Raw genomic sequence first — 19,283 nt, 5'->3', positions numbered from 1 at the left:
CACCCCTTCAAAAAGGGGAATTAAACCTCCAAAGTAGTTTTGTAATTTTTATTAATTACGTGTCTACTTTGGAGGTAACATATCATTTTTTTTTCGAACCCCGCTTTTTATTTTTCTATGATTCGTTATCAATGCTTTGTATCAAATTTCTAAATTCTTTAGTACAACTTTCTATTATCTTCTCGTCAGAACCTTCAGTCATGATTCTTATCTTATGTTCAGTTCCAGAGGGCCTAACAACTATTCGAAAATTTTCAAAAGTTTGGTATTTCATTGTTAGTTTTTTTACTCTATCATCTTCGATTATTTTTATCTTATCTTTAACCGTTATGTTTTCAAGCTGTTGAGGGTACTTAGGTATTTCATTTATTAAAACTTCTAAAGGTTTTGATAAAAATTCTAATGTTTCTATACTTTCTAAAGCTGTTATTATTCCATCTCCCGTTGTTGATCTATCTAAGAATATTATATGTCCGGATTGTTCTCCGCCCAGAACAGAGTCTTTTTCCAACATCTTTTCTAAAACATATTTATCTCCTACTTGTGTGCGTAAAATCTTTATTTCATTTTTCTTTAGAAATTCTTCTAAACCCAGGTTACTCATCACTGTTACAACCACTGTATTATTTTTTAGTCTTTTTTGAGCTTTCAATTTTAAAGCGCTTAAAGCTATTAACATATCTCCATTAACAACTTCTCCTTTTTTATTTATAAAGAGACATCTATCCGCATCTCCATCGAACAATATTCCAAGATCATATCCTTCTTTTAATATAACTTTTGATAGATAATCAAGAGAAGTGGATCCACATTTATCGTTTATATTAAAACCGTTTGGGGAATTTTTGTATACAGAGTAGTTCAAGCCTAATTTTTGAAATATATTATCAATTACCGATCCAGCAGCGCCATTTGCAACGTCTACAGCTATTTTTAATTCTTTATTCTTTATTTTATCTTGATACAAAGAAACGATGTAATCAATATAATCTTCTTTTGAAGAATCTTCTATATATTCACCTATGTCTACATAATTGCAATATTTTAAAAGATTTTTTTGCATAATTTCTTCCAATTTTTCTTCGGTTTCATCAGAAATTTTGAATCCTTCACAAAAAACTTTTAATCCATTGTACATAAAGGGATTATGTGAAGCGGATATAACAACCCCGATAGACTTTTCTTTTTTTGTTATATAGGCTAATGCTGGAGTTGTTAAAACTCCACAAGATTCTACGTTTAAACCACCAGCTAATGCCCCAGATGCCAAAGCCATTTCTAACATTTTCCCCGAATTTCTTGTATCCCTTGCAATATATAACTTTTTGTACTTATTACCAAAAAGGTTAGCTAAAGCATTTCCAAGTTTCATTGCTAAGTCTACTGTGAGAGTTTCATTTACAACGTCTCTTATACCATCAGTACCAAATAACATTTTCATTGACATCATCCTTTAACGCTTCCAGCTGTGAGACCTTGAACAATACGTTTTTGAAATACTAAAACTAAAATAACTAAAGGAGTTGTAACTATTACGGAAGCAGCCATAATTTGTCCCCAAGGAACTTCATAGAAAGTTTTTCCAGTAAACATAGCTATAGCAACAGGAACGGTGTATTTTTCTGGTGTTTGCATAAAAGTTAATGCAAATAGAAATTCATTCCAAGCTTGAATAAATGCCAGCAGCCCAGTTGTTACTAAACCCGGTGCTGAAAGAGGAAGAACTATTCTCCACAAAGTTTCAAACTTAGAACAACCATCGATGTATGCAGATTCTTCAATTTCTTTTGGTAATTCTCTAAAGAAATTCTGTAATATCCAAGTTGTTAAAGGTAAATTCAGCGCAATGTACGGGATAATCAAACCAGAATAAGTATTTATCAAACCCATATTTCTTAACAATTGAAAAAGTCCACCTAAAATAGAAACTTGTGGGAACATACTAACCGCAAGAATTAACAACATTAAAGCTCCTTTCCCGGGGACTTTTAATCTAGCGATAGCGTAGGCTGCAAACGATCCTACTATTAAAGAAAAGATGGTAGTTGCTCCTGCTACAATAATCGAGTTTAATATGTTCAGTCCAAATGGCCTTTCTGTAAAAACTTTTATATAATTTTCAAAAGTGAACCCTTGTGGCCAAAGAGTTATATTTTTAGTAAAAAGGTATTGATCTGCAGTAAAAGAGCTTTTTATAGCCCAATAAAAAGGAAATATATAAAAAATAACCATTATTATTACAATAATATACAAAAAAGTTTTTTTAGTATTTTGTTTAGTACGCATTCCCCATCTCATATTCTTCCCCTCCTCAATCCAATTTTATATTCAAAGATCTCATGTATATGACAGTGAAAATTCCAATAATTAGGAATATAACAACAGACAATGCAGATCCATAACCAAACAATCCTCTAGGAGAAAATATATTATCCATCAAAAGAGATCTGTTATAGACAGCCAAAGTTTCTGTACCTACAGAACCTTGGGTCATAATGTATACAACATCGAAAACTCTTAATGCATCCAATGTTCTAAAGATCAAGGTTACTCCAATAGTAGGTCTTAAAACAGGTAATGTTATTGAAGTAAATTGTTTCCACATACTTGCCCCATCAATTCTGGCAGCTTCGTACAATTCGTTAGGTATAATTTGAAGTCCTGCTAAAAGCAAAAGAGCCACAAAAGGAGTTGTTTTCCAAACATCTACAGCGATTATACCTGCCATAGCTAGTCCCGGTGTTCCCAATATAGGGGTTCCTTGTTCAATTATTCCTAAATTATATAACATTAGACTAATAACACCGTATTGGTCGTTGTACATCCATTTCCACATTTGTGAAGAAACAGCAGTCGGAATCGCCCAAGGTATTAGAACAGCTGCTCTAACCAAACCTCTTAGTCTAAATTCTGCATTTAATATTAAAGCAGTAACCAAACCTAATAAAAATTCTATAAGTACAGAAAAGAAAGTAAAATATATCGTATTCCACAAAGAATTTAAAAATCTAGCATCTTGAAACAGATTTATATAATTTTGAAATCCTACGAATTCTCTCTGGAAACCCGGTCTTAAAGACCATTTAAAAAAACTATCATAAATAGTTTGTCCGAGTGGATAAAAAGCAGTGATACCTATTGCAATTAAGGTAGGAATAATTAACCAAAAGGCAAGCCAAATATCCGCTTTTTTATAATCACTTTTAGCTTTCACTCAATACACCCCCTAAATGGCTTTAAATAATTATTTAGAAGAGCGGTATACGGAAATATTCCGTTTACCGCCCGTGTTGATAAAATTTCATCTTGAAGCTATTAAATCTAATTACTCTAAAGATTTAAGATTTCTAGCCAACTCATCTATGGCTTGTTTTGGATCTTTTTGTTGAGTTAACACTTGATGAACTGCCGTTTGTATTTGATAAGAAATTTCATTGTAAATAGGTGATATAGGTCTAGGTTCAGCGTTCAAAAATACATCAAGAAGATCTGCATAGAAATCATTGGCTTCTATAGTTCTAGGATCGTTGTAAGCTTCTATCATAGTTGGCGTTTGACCAGCATTAACTGCTTTATAAACTTGTTGTTCGTGACTTGTTAAGAATTTAATTAACTTTTTAGATGCTTCTATTTCAGCTGGTGAAGAGTTTGCATTTATACCAAGATTCCATCCACCTAATGTTGCCGAATTCCTTCCATCAGGTCCAGGACCTTTTGGTAAAACGGTTATTCCAACCTTACCTGCAACAGGTGATTCGGGGGAATTTGCCAAAGACCAGGCATATGGCCAATTTCTCATAAATACAGCGTCACCATTTTGGAAAACTCTTCTTCCTTCTTCTTCCATATATGTTGTTACTCCACGTGGACTTACTCCATCTTCAATTAACTTGTCCATGAAAGTTATCGCTGCTATATTATTTTCATAATATTTTGGATCATCAACAACAACTTTTCCATCTTTCATGATTTCTCCACCAAAACTATGAAAGAACTCCATAACATTACAAGTTAATCCTTCATACCTTGCTCCTTGCCATACAAAACCATTAATACCTTCCATTTCAGAAATATCTTTTGCTGCTGTGTATAAGTCATCCCATGTTTCAGGAACTTCATAACCGTATTTTTCTAATAGGTCTTTTCTATAATACAATATACCAGCATCAGTAAACCAAGGAACAGCTACTAATTGTCCTTCTACGGTGTTTGAAGCAACTGTACCTGGGAAGAACTTGTCTAATTCGAAGTAATCGTAATCGTTAGTTAAATCAACCAAGAATGGAGCAAATTCTGCTGGCCAAATAACATCAAGCATCAAAACATCTGGATCAGGTGTTCCAGAAGCTAAATAAGTGACGTATAAGTCGTGCCTGTCAGTTGCACTGTTTGGCATTGGTAATACCCTTACCTCTATTTCTGGATATTCCTCCATGAACATAGCAACTTGCTCATTAAGAACTTCTAACTCTTTTCCTACTGCGCCTGCGGTCATGGTAATTGTAATGGAAAATAAACTCATAACCATCGTAAATAGTGCAAACAAAACTACAAATTTTTTCATAGTACCTGCCACCTCCTGATAAAATATAAATAATTAAAAATGGTTTTTGGAAGAATCTAATAGAAAGAAATGTATGGTAAAATAAAAACATAAACATAAAAAATTTTTCACTCTTTTCCAAACTATTATATAATTTGTAATTAAAATTTCAAAAGATTATTATTGGAGATTATAGGCAATTATTATTAATTAATAGTGATTAAATTCGATTAGAAGCTTAAATCTAATTCTTTCTATATTTTGATAACTCTTGTTATCATTATTGTAGAAAATGCAAATAAAAGTTAATTATCCTAACTATTTTTTCCAAGAGGAGAGAATACATATGAAAGTATTTTTAATTATGGTTCAAAGTATTAACGGTAAGATAAGAATGTCGGGAAATGAACAGAGAAGCTGGTCTTCCAAGGAAGATATGGAAAATTTTCAAAAGATAACTCAAGATATTGGAATAGTAATTATGGGAAGAAAAACTTTTCAAGAAATAGGTAAACCTTTGAAAGATCGAATAAACATAGTTTTGACAGGAACACCTGAAAAATTTAATGAATATGAGCAAAAATATAGAAAAGAAATTTACTTTACAGATAAACCGCCTGAAATATTGCTCAGAAATCTTGAAGAAAATGGGTTCAATGAAGTGGCTCTCATAGGAGGTCCAACTATAAACTCACTTTTTCTCGAAAAAGATCTTATAGATGAGATCTTTCTTACAATAGAACCGGTGATTATTGAAGGGGATTTATCGGTATTTAAATACGTTAACATAAAATACGAATTTAGTTTAAAAGATTTCAAAAAATTAAACGAAAATACTATGCTTTTACATTACGTTAAGAAAAACAACGAAATAAAAAAAGAGGGGTCTAAATGAGTGAATTTATTTCTTTTGGAGAGGTTTTAATAGATTTTATTTCAAGAGATTATGTGAGAGGTTTAAAAAATGCTTCTACATTCGATAAGTATTTAGGGGGATCCCCTAGTAATATAGCAGTCAACATAGCTAAACAAGGGTTTAATTCTACTGTTGTTTCACGGGTAGGTAATGATCCATTTGGAGATTTTATCTTGGAGAAGTTAAGTTCATATGGAATAAATAATCATTATATAATACAGGATGATATGTATCAAACTGACATTGTATATGTATTGAAATCTCAAACTTCACCTGAATTTTATCCCTTTAGATCCGCTTCACTAAACTTAGAAATTCCTAAAGATTTTAACAATATTTTAAACGGTTTAAAAATATTTCATCTTTCCTCATGGGCGATTTCCTCTGATAAAAATTTGAAAAATTCTCTTCAAATGATTAAAGAGGCAAAGAAAAAGGGTGCTTACATTGGTTTTGATCCAAATTATCGAAAGATTTTATGGAAAACCTCCATTGATATAGATGATGTTTTAAGATTGATTTTGCCATATATAGATTTTCTAAAGCCATCTTTGGATGACTGCATAAATATTTTTCAGAAAGATAAAAGAGAAGAAGAATATATAGATATTTTCCATAATTCAGGAGTAAAGAACGTAATTCTTACTTTAGGTGAAAAGGGATTTATTGTTTCTGATGGAAGTCAAAAAGTTAATTTTAACTCATACGCAAAGGAAGTAAAAGATACCACAGGTGCTGGAGATGCTTTTTGGTCAGGTTTTTATATTGGAATATTAACAGGGCTTAATATAATAGAGTCTTCAAAATTAGGAAATGCTTTCTCTGCTGAAAAATTAAAGTATGTAGGGGCGATTGCTGATATAGAAGATTATAAAAAGATTTTAAAAAAGTATGAAATAAAAAAGTTATGATCTTTTTTAAAAAGTTTTTGCCACGGTTAATCCAACAATAATATCACAATGGTCGAATATTAAGTTTCCAATTTCATTCATTGTAGAACCTGTGGTGTATACATCATCTATTATTATAAGATTTCTTGGTGGTTTTTTAAGTAATTTTATTTTGTTTTTTACGTTTTCACTTCTTCTTCTACCATTTAATTGAGATTGCCTTTTTATAGTTTTTGAAGAAAAAATATTCACTAGTTGAAATCCTAAAAGTTTACTGAAGTGAGAAGCTATCAACTCTGCAGGAACAAACCCTTTTTGATATCTACTTATATAATTTGAAGGTACATATGAAACAGCGTATTCGATTTCTGGGAATTTTAATTTAATGAATAAAGAAGCAAGCTGTTTACCGAATATTCTTGCAATTTGTGGATGAGAATTGTATTTAAAATTTATTATAATATTAGATAGTGGGTATTGGTATTTTCCATAATGATAAACCTTAAAAACCCCTTCAGATGAAGAAGGGGAATAAATATTTTCAATGCAATCATTGCATATAATTTCTCCAATATTTATTGTTTTTTTACATACGATACAGTGAGATTCAAAAAGAGTATTAATAATTTTGCTAAAGATTTACCACCATCTCCGCATTTAGTCGCAATAGAGCATTTAAAGCAGCTAATTTTAAATTTCCATTTTCATTGGGGTCTTTTAAAATCATTTGAGGAATTTCCCAATAATCTTTAGCCTTGAAGAATTTTAATAAATTAACCGCTGCTTTTCTAACAGAAGTTGGATATATTTTATTTGAAGCAATATCGGAACTTTCTTCAATAAAATTTTCTAATTTTAATTTTCTAATAATTTTTAATCCTTCTCTAATTCTTTTGGATGATAAGGAGTTTAGAAATTCAGGAACATAATCTTTAAGTTTATAGTCTTGAAAATATAAAAGATATTCACTTGCTCCTATAACTAGGTCATCATCAACTTCAGAAAGCAATTCTCTACAAAAATCCACATAACTCATGTCGTCTTTTTCAGCAGCTAACTTTAAACCGAATTTTATAGTTTTTGCATCTTCGCTTTTTATCAAATCTTCTATCAGCCAAGAAGGTATCGAATCTATACTACACACTTTTTTTAAGGTATTTGCTGCAAGTTGGAGTATGTTTAAATCTTTTTCTTCTTGAATAATTTTATCCATGAATGTCTTAATGATTTCACATGGTAGCCCACTAAAAAACTTAATAATCAAACCTTTGGTTTCGTTATTGCACTCAAAATATATTGCTTTAAGGGTATTGAAAAAAGTTATGGAATCTTCTCTCTCATAAAATCTTTTCAAGGATATCAATTTAACACTTTTTTCTATTTCGTCGGAAATCAGAGTTTGAGAAATGTCTTCTAGAGCGGCTATCAATTGTTTAATCTTTATGTAGGGATCATTCTTTAATAAGTCGATCAACTTTTGAGAATCCTCAGGATAAAACTCCAGAAACGTTGAAAGAAGAGTATATCTAACTATGGGATCAGGGTCTTTAGCATGGTCTAAAATATATTCTATTGGTTGTATTCCAGCTTGAATATAACTTATAACCGCTTCTTTCCTAATAGCAGAAGATAGATCTTTTAGTGCTTCTTTTGTTGTTTCTTCATCTAAAATCCCCATTTTGTCTAAATATCTAAAGGCAGAAAATCGTACATTCTTATCAGGGTCTTTCAAATGTTCTTTTATTATAGGAGTATCTATCTTTTGCTTTGTTAACTCTTGAATCGCCTTTGATTTAAATGTTGGATAAGGTGAATCAAGCATTTCAAAATATATTCGAATATTTTCAGATTTAATTCTTTCTTCCAAAAGTTTGTAGGTCTCTATTATTTCATTAGCCATTAATATCCTCCATTGCTATATTTTTTTCAATTTTAAAATTGAGATTTGATATATAATTTCAAAGTGTATTTATCCAAAATTGTTAAATTTAAGAATTCTCCATCATAAGAGAATTCTGTTACATTTTCTCCGATGAGGGTACTTCCTGATTCCGATATGCTTTTCCTATATCGATTTAACCTTTTAGTAAATGGATTATAAGAAAATCCAACGATGCTGGTAGAGCTTCCATCTTTTAAATCTCCAAGAACAGAAGAAGAATCGAAAGAGGTTACATTTTTCATTTCGTTTTTTGCAGTGTATATTACCGCCATCAATGAATTAGATACTATATTTAACTCAACCATGTCTATAAGAGAACTCTTAACAACGTGAAAAGTCCCTGCGAAGGTACCTAAAACAATTAATATTGTTAATGATAAAATAAAAATTTCAAAGACTATCTCTACTAATAAGAAACCGTTATTTGTTTTCATTTTAGATAGGTTCTACTAAAAATACAGAAAAATCAAACCTTCCATTTACTGCTCTTATTTGAAACTTCAAGTCGTCAATAAAGTCTGCTGGTTTTGGGACAGTATATTCGAGTTTCAATGCAAAATAGTTTAAAAATTCATCTGTCGCATTGAATGGATAACCAACATATAGTTTTGTTAAAATATTTTGAAAGTTTAAATTTAAACCACCATACGCGAGCGTACCCGGAAAACCTCTACCGTATGTCCACAACAGTCCCATATCAAAAAAGATGAATTCATCGAATTCCCAAATTTTAGCTGAAATATCTGTTATAGTTATAAGAGAAAAAGTTTGCCCAAAGTTGGGGCCAAGATCAAAATCAAGATTAAAAGCATTTGCTTTTAAACCTGATCTTAAGGCGAATTTAAAATCATCAGAATAATTCAATATTGAAAATCCCATATTATAAGATGTTTGAGAATAAAGCGAAACAAACAATAGCAATAAAACTAAAATGAAGATTATTCTTCTCATGTTATCTTTCCTCCTATAATAGTAAATTGAGAAACATAAAATTATTCCTCTTCTGATACTTCCAAAATGAGATTTACATTTTGAGCTTCAATATCATTGGTTTTAGTGTTAAAAAGAGCCTTTGTAGAATTCATATCAATTTTTTTCACGTTATTAACGATATGTACTTCTTGCGACAGAGTCAGTAAGTTTTCCTCTTCCAGATACACAAAAGATTTAGAATGTATTACATAGTCATCTTTTTTAATGAATACCAAATCTTCTGATTTTCCTTCGTACATCTTTTTATTATTGTCTATTAAGAGCTCATCACATATTATATCAATAATTGAATCTTCTAGTAAAATACTTGCAACAACATCGCCTTTTAATGTTCCTTTTTCAGTTTGAAGGTCAAATTGAAGAATCAAAGAAGTAGCCTGAAAAGTTTCATCCATGATATATGCACTGGTAGTATCAACATTTCTCCAGTCATCGTTCACCAAAGTTATAGTAGCCATTTCTGTAGTGATAGAAAGGGTTCCCTTTTGAATTAAAACGTCGCTTTTTAAAATATAGCGACTTTCTTCTCCTTTAACTTCTTGAGCCCTTACATTTATTTTTGCGGAGAATGTAAACAGACTCAAAAAAAGTAAAAAAACAATTAAAAGAAAATTTCTCTTCATAATTCAACCTCCATAAATTCTTTGGCATCATTTTGTCCATCAAAAAAGGCAGACATATTAAAATAGCTGTTAGGTGTTTTTTTTGGCTCTATAGTTCTTATATTTTCAGTTATAATACGATAATTTTTTAAAGTCCTTGAATAAGAAGTTTTTAGTAATATTTCTACAGTATTTTTGGGGTAAGGATATCTCAAGGAAGAATCAAAAGCGATCACCATAGAATCCTTTGGAAATTTTTGTGGAATAAACGATAAAAATGAACTAGGTATAAAATATCCTCCTTCAAACTCATAATAACCATAGTAAGGAGGAAATGCTAACTCCATCATTAACATATCCACAATTTTAATATTTTTGTTTAAGGTAATAATTTCTCTACTTTTTAATTCTAAAACTTCAAAGTGAATATTATCCCCCAGCGATCCGATAGTTTCATCTTCGAAATAATCCATTAGAAACTTTTTTAAAGTATTGGAATCGTAAAGAGACAATTTCCCTCTTCCCAGTCTTATCAAAGCAGTGGTTTGAGCATATCTACTGTGATATAATTCCGACGATTTAATTATTTCATTTAGAGGATTATCCTTCTCAGCGAGAAAACTTTTGAGACGGAGGAAAAAATTCGAACCATACTTAGAATAAAATAAACCTCTTAAACTACCTATACTTGAAGTGTATAAATTTATATCATTCTCTTTTTTTGAAAAAAAATCTAACACACCTGATTCCCAGTATAATCCTTCAAAAAATCCACCCATAACTATTGTCAATGTTTTTTACCTTCTTTAAAGTTATTTTCTAAATAAATTTTGGCGTCTTCATAAATGGCAAGAAAGTGAGAAAAATCTTCCCACGAGTATTTTATTGGGAATGAATAAATCTCTTCTGCGAATTGGGCTTCATGATCTACCATTATTTTATTTTTATAGTCATCAATATATATTAAATATTCTAAACCATCGTTGATTTGAAAGTTTTCAATAGTTTCACTATTTAAATCACTAAAAATAACATATTCAGCTCCTAATTTTTTTGCTAATTGTGCAGGGACTGGTTCTAATACTCCCCCATCCAGAAGTTGCATACCTCCAAGTCTGAGGGGAGGAAAAACTCCAGGAACGCTAGTGGAGGCCATAACCGCATCTATTATATAACCTTCGGTTATTTCAACTTCCTTACCACTTTCCAAATCATAAGAAACAATACCAAGTTTTATTTCACAATCAGAGAATTTTTTATTTCCATAAAGGTTTTTATACAAACGATATACGAATTCGTTCTTTAAAAAACTCTTTCCAGCAATCATCTTAGGGAAGTTAGTTATCTTATTGTTTAATGTTTTGAAATGCGATTCGATTGTTCTTTTTTCATCAACAATAATTTCTTTGAAAACTTTTAATAGATCCACTTCAGGGTATAGAGCATAAAATGCACCAATTATAGCTCCCGCACTAGAACCAGTAACAATAGAAACTTCTATTTCACGTTCTTTTAGCTGTTCTAACAAGGCAATGTGTGCTGCACCTCTTGCCCCACCGCTGCCTAAAGCTACACCGTATTTCATTTATTCCTCCTATAATTTTACTTAATTTGATAATAACAAGTAAACAACCCCAGCCCCTACAGCGACCCCTATTAATCCTGTGATTATGGAAGGAATGAAGCTTTGAGAAGGTTGTTCAATCGTTTGAACAGAACTTTCCAATTTATCTAATCTTTTTATGTTTTCATCAGTCTTTTGAGAAACCTTAACAAGGGTTTCATCGTATACAACGAATGACTTTTCTAGATTTGATGCTCTTGATTCTATAGAAGATATTTTCTTATTTATATTAGCAATCTCTTTTTCTAGTGCCACAATATCGGTGGCCAGTTTTCGTGAAAGTTCAGTTTCAATATCATTTTTCATAGATATAGGATCGACTAAATAATCAGCTTCCGATTTAATTTCATAGTATTGTTGAAGTAGCGAATTGTATGAATCTTTTAATTCCTTAATTTCGGAAGATGTTACTTCAAAGTTATTCAACGTTGTTTCCACTTTAATTAACCGGTTTTCCACTTGCACTAGGTCATTTTGAATCTGGAGATTATTTTTTTTCAAGGTATCATATGAATCATTCAAAATATTCACATTTTCTGATAATTTTGTGATGTCTCCAAGTTGTAAAATACTTTCTTGATCTAAATTAGCAAGATTTGACAAAGATTTTAGCTGAGCTTGCAGAGTTTCGTTATTATTTTTTAAAGTTTGTATATCCCCTTCATTTTTTTCTATTATTCTTTTAATTTCATCTAAATCGTTTTTCATTTCTTCATAAGAAAAGGCATAAATATTAAGTTGGCCTATTTGATCGTAATAAATTCCAATAGTTCTTTCCAAACTAGAAACGCGTTCTTGCAAATTTCTAATCTCTGTTAATTCTTGAGTATCTGCTTTAGGTGTTTGAGTTGGAGATATTTTTGAAACCTCAAAAAGCAAGTTGTCAATTTTCTTATTTTGCATAATAATTTGTTCGGAAAGATAGTTATAATTATTCTGCATTTCGTTTATTTTTGAATTGTAATAAAAATGCTTAGCATCAAATGTTTCTATAGCGGAACGGTTAGAATTAATCTGATCTGTTATAATCTTTAAATCTGTTGAAAGATTATTGGTTCTCAACTTTAATCCTTCTATTTCTGTTTTTATATCTAACATTTGATAATCAGTTATAGTGCTGACCGTTGGATCTGTGGAAAAATTTCTAATCAAATAGTTTATCTTGGCTTCATTTTCTTCAACTTTATTTTCAAGCTTACTGTAATTGTTCATATAGGGGTTTACTTGACCTTCAAGATCGGATATTCTTTTATCTAGGGTAGTAAAAGTAGAACTTATAGTATCCCCAAAAAGGGCTACTTCATTTTTTGCGATATTATGCAAAGCAGTTTTTAAGGCATCGAGCTCAACTTCTATCTTTTTGTCGACAAAATTTCTTAGTTCTTCTTGATTTGATTGGGTTACATCCACTAAAACATAATTCAAACTTTCTATTGTATTTTCATATTTTTCATTCAGCTGATCTACTTCAGATACGAATTCTTTTAACTTTGTTTCGTAAATCGTTAAAGAGGCCATTGAAGTGTCCGCTATTCTTTGAATCTCTTTTTCTGAGGTCTTTCTTGCTACTTCAACCGATTCTTGAACTATGTTTTGAATTAGAACATTATCTTCATTTATAGGTTGAGAGGGATCAAGCACATTCAAAATATCAGAAACATTTTTATTTAAATTAATTAGAGTGGAATCCATATAAGATAATCTATCTTCGTGGGCAAATATAGTGCTTTCTAGGTTGTATAACCTTGTTTGTATGTTCATATTTTCCAAAGCTGTGATTTTTTTGCTTAGTTCTTCAATTTTACTTCCATAATTGCCTTCAACAAAATCTAGAATGTTTGAACCAAACTCTGCCAAATCGTATCTCAAAACTTGCTGAGAGCCACGAAATCTACCTTGGTTATCCAAAAACATTATTCCAGATTCGACCATTCTAACAACTTGGGAATAAATAGGCGAAGAAGGCTGCAAATCAACGATATTAGTTTGAGAAAAAGTATTTATTGACAAAACCAAAATTAAAGTCATTAAAAACGCTATTTTTTTCAATTTTATAACCCCCCAAACAATTTATCTAAATCAATATATTTTGGTTCATAAATAAACAGGACTATAGATGTCTCTCCGTTAGAAAAAACGTTTGGTCCAGAAGGTAAATATATGCTCTGATTAGTATTCTGAAATTTTTTAGAATTAATAAAAACATTTTCTTCTTTCGTGTTAACAATTACAGGTATTTTATTATCAAATTCAAAATGAATATAAGTCTTTTCACCGTTTCTTACAGTAATTTTTTGTTGCTTTACTTCATTAAATTTTCTAGCCTCTATATTATAAACTCCATTTTTTAAAGGATAACCATAAAATTCTTCGGGGCTTACAAATTTCCCGTCAATATATATTAATGGTTTTTCTACATTTGAAGTAATAAATAATACACCAAATCCTTCACCCATAAAAACATCTTTACTTTGAGAAGGTTCTAATAAAATATTATAAGTTCTATTTAAGTTTCTAACTGTAGCAAAGTTGGGACTATTTAGCATACTTACTGTGAAAAAAGTAGGAATTTTTTGAGTATTCCCTAAAAAGCTGGCATGAGAATAGTCGAGTGAAAAAACATTTATCGTACTAAACTTTTCTAGGTCTAAATATTGCTCGCCTTGGTAGTTATTTTTATTTATTGAGAATTCTAAAATATTGTCTTTCTTAGAGGTTCTTATCAAATGGGTATAGTCGTCTAAAATTATAGCATTTATTCCTTTCCCTAAATTTCTCCCATCTATATTAAATTCATATTCATTTGAGTTTAAAAAGTATATTATATTAGTTGATTGTTTCATTTCAAAAAAGTATTTGTTTAAGCCTTCACTTGTTAAATCAATTATTAAATTTTTTGGCTGATAGCCTAATTTCGAAAGAGTTACTTCATAAGTTCCTTCAGGGAAAATACCTTCTAAGGGAGTATTGCCTATGTATTTTCCATCAATGAAAATTCCAACATCTTTTGGACTACTATCTACAAAAAAATCAACGCCTGGATTTAAAAAAACGGTGGTTTTATCTTTTTCAGGAAGAGTTTTAATAGTGTTTTGTAAATAACCTTCCTTTTTTAAGGTAATTTTTGAGTAGTCCTCTCTTTTTATTATAAGGGGAGTTTCACCAATAAACTCTCCCCCCAAAAAAATTTGAGCATGTGTTGGATTCGAATCAATTATTATTTCATCTAGGCTCACTAATTGAATGTCTAAATTCTTTTTATCAAAAGGGTTTAATTCAAATGTCATACTTTTTTCAAAATAACCATCGCTTTTAATTTGTATCTTTTCTACGTTATATGGAATTTCTATCTCCTGGTTATTTTGAATTTTTTCAGTTATCAAATTATTCATGAATTCATATTCTATAGTTGCACTTTCGACATTCATATTCAATCTGATCTTAGCTAAGGGGATCTGTATAGCTTCTACGTATATTTCATTTCCAAGAAGGTCTATTGGAACTGAATAAACGCTGTACCCATTTTTTTTAATTACCAAATTGCCTGAGGTTAGATTTTCAACCTCAAAAAGTTGCGGGGATTCTAAGACAGTTCCTAAAAAACGGGAATTGAGGTATACATCACTGCCGTATTGAGCCTCAATACTTATTGAAGATGAAAAAAACACACTAGAAAAAAGTAGCATTACAAAGAAAATGGCGAATAATTTCCCAATAGAAAATTTCATAATCTATTAAATCCCACCTTGATTTTGATGTAGAATTTTATTTATTTCGTTTAATATTTCTATACTTTTCTCTTTATTTCCCATTTTTTTATAAACTTGTTCCATTAAAGCGATACGATTTTTTATAACTTTTTCTATTATAGTCACTCCTTGAGGGGTTATCGCTACAACAAATACTCTTTTATCTTTTTTTGATTTTTCTCTAACTAAATAACCTGCCAATTCGAGTCTTCTAATTAATCCAGTTGTAGTGCTTTTAGTAATTCCTAATCTTTTGCTAATTTCACTAAGCATTTTAGGCCCCTTGAAGTAAACGGTTTGTAAAACATCAAATTGAGCAGGAGATATATTGACTTCTTTTAAAACTTTTCGTCCTTCACTTTTGACTTTAGAGCAAATTTCTCTAATCAATTTTTCCATTTCAACCGATGGATTTTCTTCCATAATTCTCCCCACTTTCTTAAACAAAATTATTTCCTTTTTAGTAATAGTATATCATAATTGTCTACAACAAAAATGAAAAAATTTTATACTTGTTTTTCTTTTTGACAAATGATATCATTTATATGCATTATAAAAGAATTTGATCTTTTTTTAGTCGGAGGAAAAAATGGAGAGAGATCTAACAAAGGGAAGAGTAATTAATCATATCTTAGTAATGTCCATTCCAACTATGATAGGTATGGCAGCACAGATGGTTTATGATTTAGTGGATATTTTTTGGATAGGGATGATTTCTAGTGATGCGATTGCTGGAGTTACGGTTTTTTCCACTATTTTTTGGATGGTAGATGCCTTGAATGAAATTATTGGAGTAAGCTCGATCTCTCTGATTTCTCAAGCATTTGGAAAAAAAGATTATGTACAAACATCAAAAGCAATAGAGCAGACTATAAGTTTCAAATTCATAATGGCATTAATAGCCGCTTTTTTTATGGCTATATTTTTAGAACCCCTTATGCTTTTTTTTGCTGATGAAACTGTTGTAAATTACGGGTTAGAATACGGGTACTTAAGGCTTTTTTTTCTGCCTATAATGTTTTCATCTTATTCTGTTAATACCATATTTAGATGTCTCGGAGATGCAAAAACTCCAATGATTATAATGATTATAGTTAGTATTATGAATATTTTTCTTGATCCGTTATTTATTTTTGAAGAAGTACCTTTTTTTAATATACAAGGATTCGGTTTTGGAGTTTTGGGAGCTGCTTTGGCAACAGTTATATCTCAGTCGTTTGCTTTTTTTGTGGGTTTCATAATCTTGTTTAACAGAACACATGAAGTTAAACCACGTTTTAAAGGACTTTTTAAACTTCATCCCAAACTAGATGCTAAATTATTAACAATTGGCTTACCCAATGGAATACAGATATTTTTTAGAAACCTTTCCAATATAGTTATTTTAGGTTTTGTTGCAATCTTTGGTAACGAAGCAATAGCAGCAAACGGAATAGCAGGGAGGATTTTTGGGTTTGCTTTTGTACCTTTATTCGGCTTAACTATGGGAGCTTCTTCTGTAGTAGGACAATCAATTGGAGCTGGAGATATAAAAAGATCACAGAAAGCTGCTAACATGACAGGAATCATAGGAGCCTGTGTTATGTTAATTTTTATTGTCCTTGCTTTTGGTTTTGGAGAAGCGGTAATGTCACTTTTTACTGATGATCCTTTGGTTATAAGATATGGTATTGATTTCTTAAAATTCGGTTCTCTTGGTTTAGTAGCGTTGGGTTATGGACTAGGTTTAACAAGTGCTTTTTCTGGTTCTGGTTACAATATTCCATTCTTGTTTTCAAGCGTCTTATCAAGATGGGTTATACAGCTTCCCATTCTGATTTTAACAATAAGTATATTCAATTTACCTATTATATGGATTTGGCTTTCTTACATGTTTGGAGATATTGGAGAAACCATAATACTAACTATGTTTTACCTTAAAGGAAAGTGGAAAAGAAAAGAGGTTTGGGGAAAAAGCAGATAAGTTAATAAATTGATTAGTTGCATATGCAACTAAATATTTACAAAAATTAGTTGCATATGCAATATTTTTTTACTATAATCCTTATGTATTAAGGAAGGAAAACGGGAGGTGAAAAAGATTTTTTTTGAAAATTCAAATCATGAAACTTCGATTATAAGAAAAATTTCGTGTCTATTTAGATTGTCGAATTCAATTATGAAACAAAAACTTAGAAAATACAATATTGGAAGGGGTCAGTTTCATTTTCTTATGTATCTATTTGATCATGGAGATGGGATTAGTCAAGAAGAGTTAAATGAGAAATTGAGATTTGATAAAGCAACCACAACAAGAGCTCTTAAAAAATTGATAAAAAGCGGATATATTACAAAAAAGGTAGACGAAACAGACCATCGAGTGAACAGAATTTTTTTGACTGATAAAGCTTATGAAATCAGGAAAGAAGTTGAGATAGTAAACCAAGAGTTGGAAAAGATAATAACTGAGCATCTATCAGTTCAAGAAAAAAATCAATTTGATAATTTATTGGATAAAATGATAAATAATGTTGTTCGATACAGAAATTCGACTCACGAGGAGGCTAAGTAGGTGGAAGAAAATTCCAAAATGCTTGAAGAAGAAAAAATAGGGAAATTATTAATGAAACTTTCTATTCCTGCAATAACTGCCATGCTCGTTCAAGCTTTATATAATTTTGTAGATACAATTTATATAGCAAGAGGTGTCGGAACTTTAGGAATAGCGGGAGTTTCTGTAGCATTTCCTATCCAAATGATAATCATGGCGGCTGCAGGTATGATAGGAATAGGAGGAGGAACATTAGTATCAAGAAGTTTAGGAGCAAAAAACCAGGATAGAGCAGAAAAGGCCTTAGGTAATATATTTTCTTCTGTGTTTTTTCTAAGTTTAGGCTTAACAATTGTAGGAATTATTTTCCTGGATCCGTTGTTGAATTTATTTGGGGCAACTCCCGATATTTTGAGTTATGCCGAAGAATATATGAGTGTTATCCTATATGGTTCAATATTTTTTGCAATAGGAATGGCCAGTCATAACGTTATGAGAGCACAAGGTCATGCAAAAGATGCAATGATTGCTATGATAATTCCGGGAATTCTAAATATAATTCTTGATCCTATCTTTATTTTTGGACTTAATATGGGGGTAAGAGGAGCAGCTGTAGCGACAGTGCTTTCTCAGATGGTTGGAGTTATATATATTGGATATTACTTTTTTAGTGGAAAAAGTATATTAAAAATTCGTTTTAAGAATTTTGTTTTGGATCGGCATATAATGGGGGAAACTGTAGCGGTTGGTGCCTCAGCCTTTGCTAGACAAGTTGCTGGGAGTTTGTTAGCGATAGTTTTGAATAATTTATTAGGAACCTACGGAAGTTCGTTGCATATTGCAATCTTTGGAGTTATTAATAGATTATTCATGTTTTTCTTTCTGCCAATGTTTGGAATAGCCCAAGGATTTCTTCCTATTGCAGGTTATAATTACGGAGCTAAAAGATATGATAGGGTTAAGGAAGTACTAAAAAAAGCTACAACTGTAGCTCTGATTTGGTCAACTATTTCATTTGCTCTTGTTCAACTGTTTCCAAGGTTTTTACTATCTATATTTTCAACGGACCCTGCTTTAATTGAAGAAGGTATAGTAGCTTTAAGGATAGATGCTATGTTTATTTGGATAGTAGGTTTTCAAGTAATAGGTTCCGCTCTGTTTCAGGCAATAGGAAGAGCCGCTCCAGCTTTGTTATTGTCAATGTCTAGACAGATATTAATATTTATACCAGCGGTATTTATTATGTCTAATTTATTTGGACTTATGGGTATTTGGTACACATTTCCTCTTTCGGATGTTTTGTCTGCAACGTTAACCCTATTTTTTGTTATTAGAGAAATAAAAATTTTAAATTCCTTAGAAAAAGAACAAAAATATAATAAGAATTTTCCTAACGAGTATGAACCACAAGAAAATGAAGGATAAATGTAATAGAAATTCTTCGAAACGCTGCATCCACCCCTTCACAGAAGGGGAATTTGGCTTTAATTCCCC

General features: G+C 30.9%; 19 protein-coding genes. 5 read left to right on the top strand and 14 right to left on the bottom strand.

All coding sequences use genetic code 11. From position 1 onward, the window contains the following. Positions 1-115: 115 nt before the first annotated feature. From glmM to PW5551_RS00080, 4 genes are all read right to left on the bottom strand, one after another. The gene (glmM, locus tag PW5551_RS00095) at positions 116-1,435 is read right to left on the bottom strand and encodes a phosphoglucosamine mutase (RefSeq protein ID WP_233488367.1); all 1,320 of its coding nucleotides are present in this window, start codon (positions 1,433-1,435) and stop codon (positions 116-118) included. 11 nt (positions 1,436-1,446) lie between these two features. Beyond that, positions 1,447-2,298 carry a carbohydrate ABC transporter permease gene (locus tag PW5551_RS00090; protein WP_113073367.1) on the bottom strand — a complete coding sequence of 284 codons (852 nt, stop codon included), beginning with the start codon at positions 2,296-2,298 and terminating at the stop codon, positions 1,447-1,449. Between the two features lie 13 nt (positions 2,299-2,311). Continuing rightward, on the bottom strand, positions 2,312-3,214 hold the full coding sequence (locus PW5551_RS00085; protein ID WP_113073366.1) for a carbohydrate ABC transporter permease: 903 nt from the start codon (positions 3,212-3,214) through the stop codon (positions 2,312-2,314). Between the two features lie 111 nt (positions 3,215-3,325). Then, positions 3,326-4,564: an ABC transporter substrate-binding protein gene (locus tag PW5551_RS00080; protein WP_113073365.1), complete on the bottom strand. Its 1,239-nt coding sequence runs from the start codon at positions 4,562-4,564 to the stop codon at positions 3,326-3,328. 325 nt (positions 4,565-4,889) lie between these two features. On the opposite strand from PW5551_RS00080, the gene PW5551_RS00075 reads away from it, so the two are divergent. Together PW5551_RS00075 and PW5551_RS00070 are read left to right on the top strand one after the other, a co-directional pair. Then, a complete protein-coding gene (locus tag PW5551_RS00075; RefSeq protein ID WP_158526084.1) occupies positions 4,890-5,438 on the top strand; it encodes a dihydrofolate reductase family protein in 549 nt (182 codons plus the stop codon). After that, positions 5,435-6,370: a carbohydrate kinase family protein gene (locus PW5551_RS00070; RefSeq protein WP_113073363.1), complete on the top strand. Its 936-nt coding sequence runs from the start codon at positions 5,435-5,437 to the stop codon at positions 6,368-6,370. The genes PW5551_RS00075 and PW5551_RS00070 overlap by 4 nt, the downstream gene beginning before the upstream one ends. 6 nt (positions 6,371-6,376) lie before the next feature. Here PW5551_RS00070 and PW5551_RS00065 read toward each other — a convergent pair whose 3' ends face one another. From PW5551_RS00065 to PW5551_RS00020, 10 genes are all read right to left on the bottom strand, one after another. Continuing rightward, positions 6,377-6,643 (bottom strand): ComF family protein, encoded by a 267-nt coding sequence (locus tag PW5551_RS00065; RefSeq protein WP_146738307.1) that lies wholly within the window; start codon positions 6,641-6,643, stop codon positions 6,377-6,379. Between the two features lie 337 nt (positions 6,644-6,980). Then, complete coding sequence (locus PW5551_RS00060) at positions 6,981-8,249, bottom strand: HEAT repeat domain-containing protein (protein ID WP_113073361.1); 1,269 nt, start codon at positions 8,247-8,249, stop codon at positions 6,981-6,983. Positions 8,250-8,281: 32 nt separating this feature from the next. Next, positions 8,282-8,725 (bottom strand): hypothetical protein, encoded by a 444-nt coding sequence (locus PW5551_RS00055; RefSeq protein WP_113073360.1) that lies wholly within the window; start codon positions 8,723-8,725, stop codon positions 8,282-8,284. A gap of 1 nt (position 8,726) precedes the next feature. Next, positions 8,727-9,242, bottom strand: a complete 516-nt coding sequence (locus PW5551_RS00050) for a hypothetical protein (protein ID WP_113073359.1) — start codon at positions 9,240-9,242, stop codon at positions 8,727-8,729. Positions 9,243-9,283: 41 nt separating this feature from the next. Beyond that, positions 9,284-9,907, bottom strand: coding sequence for an LptA/OstA family protein (locus tag PW5551_RS00045; protein WP_113073358.1), 624 nt, complete (start codon positions 9,905-9,907; stop codon positions 9,284-9,286). Beyond that, positions 9,904-10,677: a patatin-like phospholipase family protein gene (locus PW5551_RS00040; RefSeq protein WP_113073357.1), complete on the bottom strand. Its 774-nt coding sequence runs from the start codon at positions 10,675-10,677 to the stop codon at positions 9,904-9,906. Before PW5551_RS00040 ends, PW5551_RS00045 begins: the two co-directional genes overlap by 4 nt. Next, positions 10,674-11,471, bottom strand: a complete 798-nt coding sequence (locus PW5551_RS00035) for a patatin-like phospholipase family protein (RefSeq protein ID WP_113073356.1) — start codon at positions 11,469-11,471, stop codon at positions 10,674-10,676. The genes PW5551_RS00040 and PW5551_RS00035 overlap by 4 nt, the downstream gene beginning before the upstream one ends. A 21-nt stretch (positions 11,472-11,492) precedes the next feature. Beyond that, positions 11,493-13,559 carry a hypothetical protein gene (locus PW5551_RS00030; protein ID WP_113073355.1) on the bottom strand — a complete coding sequence of 689 codons (2,067 nt, stop codon included), beginning with the start codon at positions 13,557-13,559 and terminating at the stop codon, positions 11,493-11,495. Positions 13,560-13,561: 2 nt separating this feature from the next. After that, positions 13,562-15,238: a PEGA domain-containing protein gene (locus tag PW5551_RS00025; protein WP_113073354.1), complete on the bottom strand. Its 1,677-nt coding sequence runs from the start codon at positions 15,236-15,238 to the stop codon at positions 13,562-13,564. A gap of 6 nt (positions 15,239-15,244) precedes the next feature. Next, the gene (locus tag PW5551_RS00020; RefSeq protein ID WP_113073353.1) at positions 15,245-15,682 is read right to left on the bottom strand and encodes a MarR family winged helix-turn-helix transcriptional regulator; all 438 of its coding nucleotides are present in this window, start codon (positions 15,680-15,682) and stop codon (positions 15,245-15,247) included. A gap of 166 nt (positions 15,683-15,848) precedes the next feature. On the opposite strand from PW5551_RS00020, the gene PW5551_RS00015 reads away from it, so the two are divergent. From PW5551_RS00015 to PW5551_RS00005, 3 genes are all read left to right on the top strand, one after another. Further along, positions 15,849-17,222 carry an MATE family efflux transporter gene (locus PW5551_RS00015; protein ID WP_199562117.1) on the top strand — a complete coding sequence of 458 codons (1,374 nt, stop codon included), beginning with the start codon at positions 15,849-15,851 and terminating at the stop codon, positions 17,220-17,222. A 108-nt stretch (positions 17,223-17,330) separates the two neighbouring features. Beyond that, positions 17,331-17,810, top strand: a complete 480-nt coding sequence (locus PW5551_RS00010; RefSeq protein ID WP_113073352.1) for a MarR family winged helix-turn-helix transcriptional regulator — start codon at positions 17,331-17,333, stop codon at positions 17,808-17,810. Then, positions 17,811-19,214, top strand: coding sequence for an MATE family efflux transporter (locus PW5551_RS00005; protein ID WP_199562115.1), 1,404 nt, complete (start codon positions 17,811-17,813; stop codon positions 19,212-19,214). Positions 19,215-19,283: the final 69 nt, after the last annotated feature.

This window comes from Petrotoga sp. 9PW.55.5.1, from assembly GCF_003265365.1.
Taxonomy (GTDB): domain Bacteria; phylum Thermotogota; class Thermotogae; order Petrotogales; family Petrotogaceae; genus Petrotoga.
The sequence above is the reverse complement of the archived record's forward strand: the minus strand, read 5'-3'. Positions and strand labels throughout refer to the sequence as shown.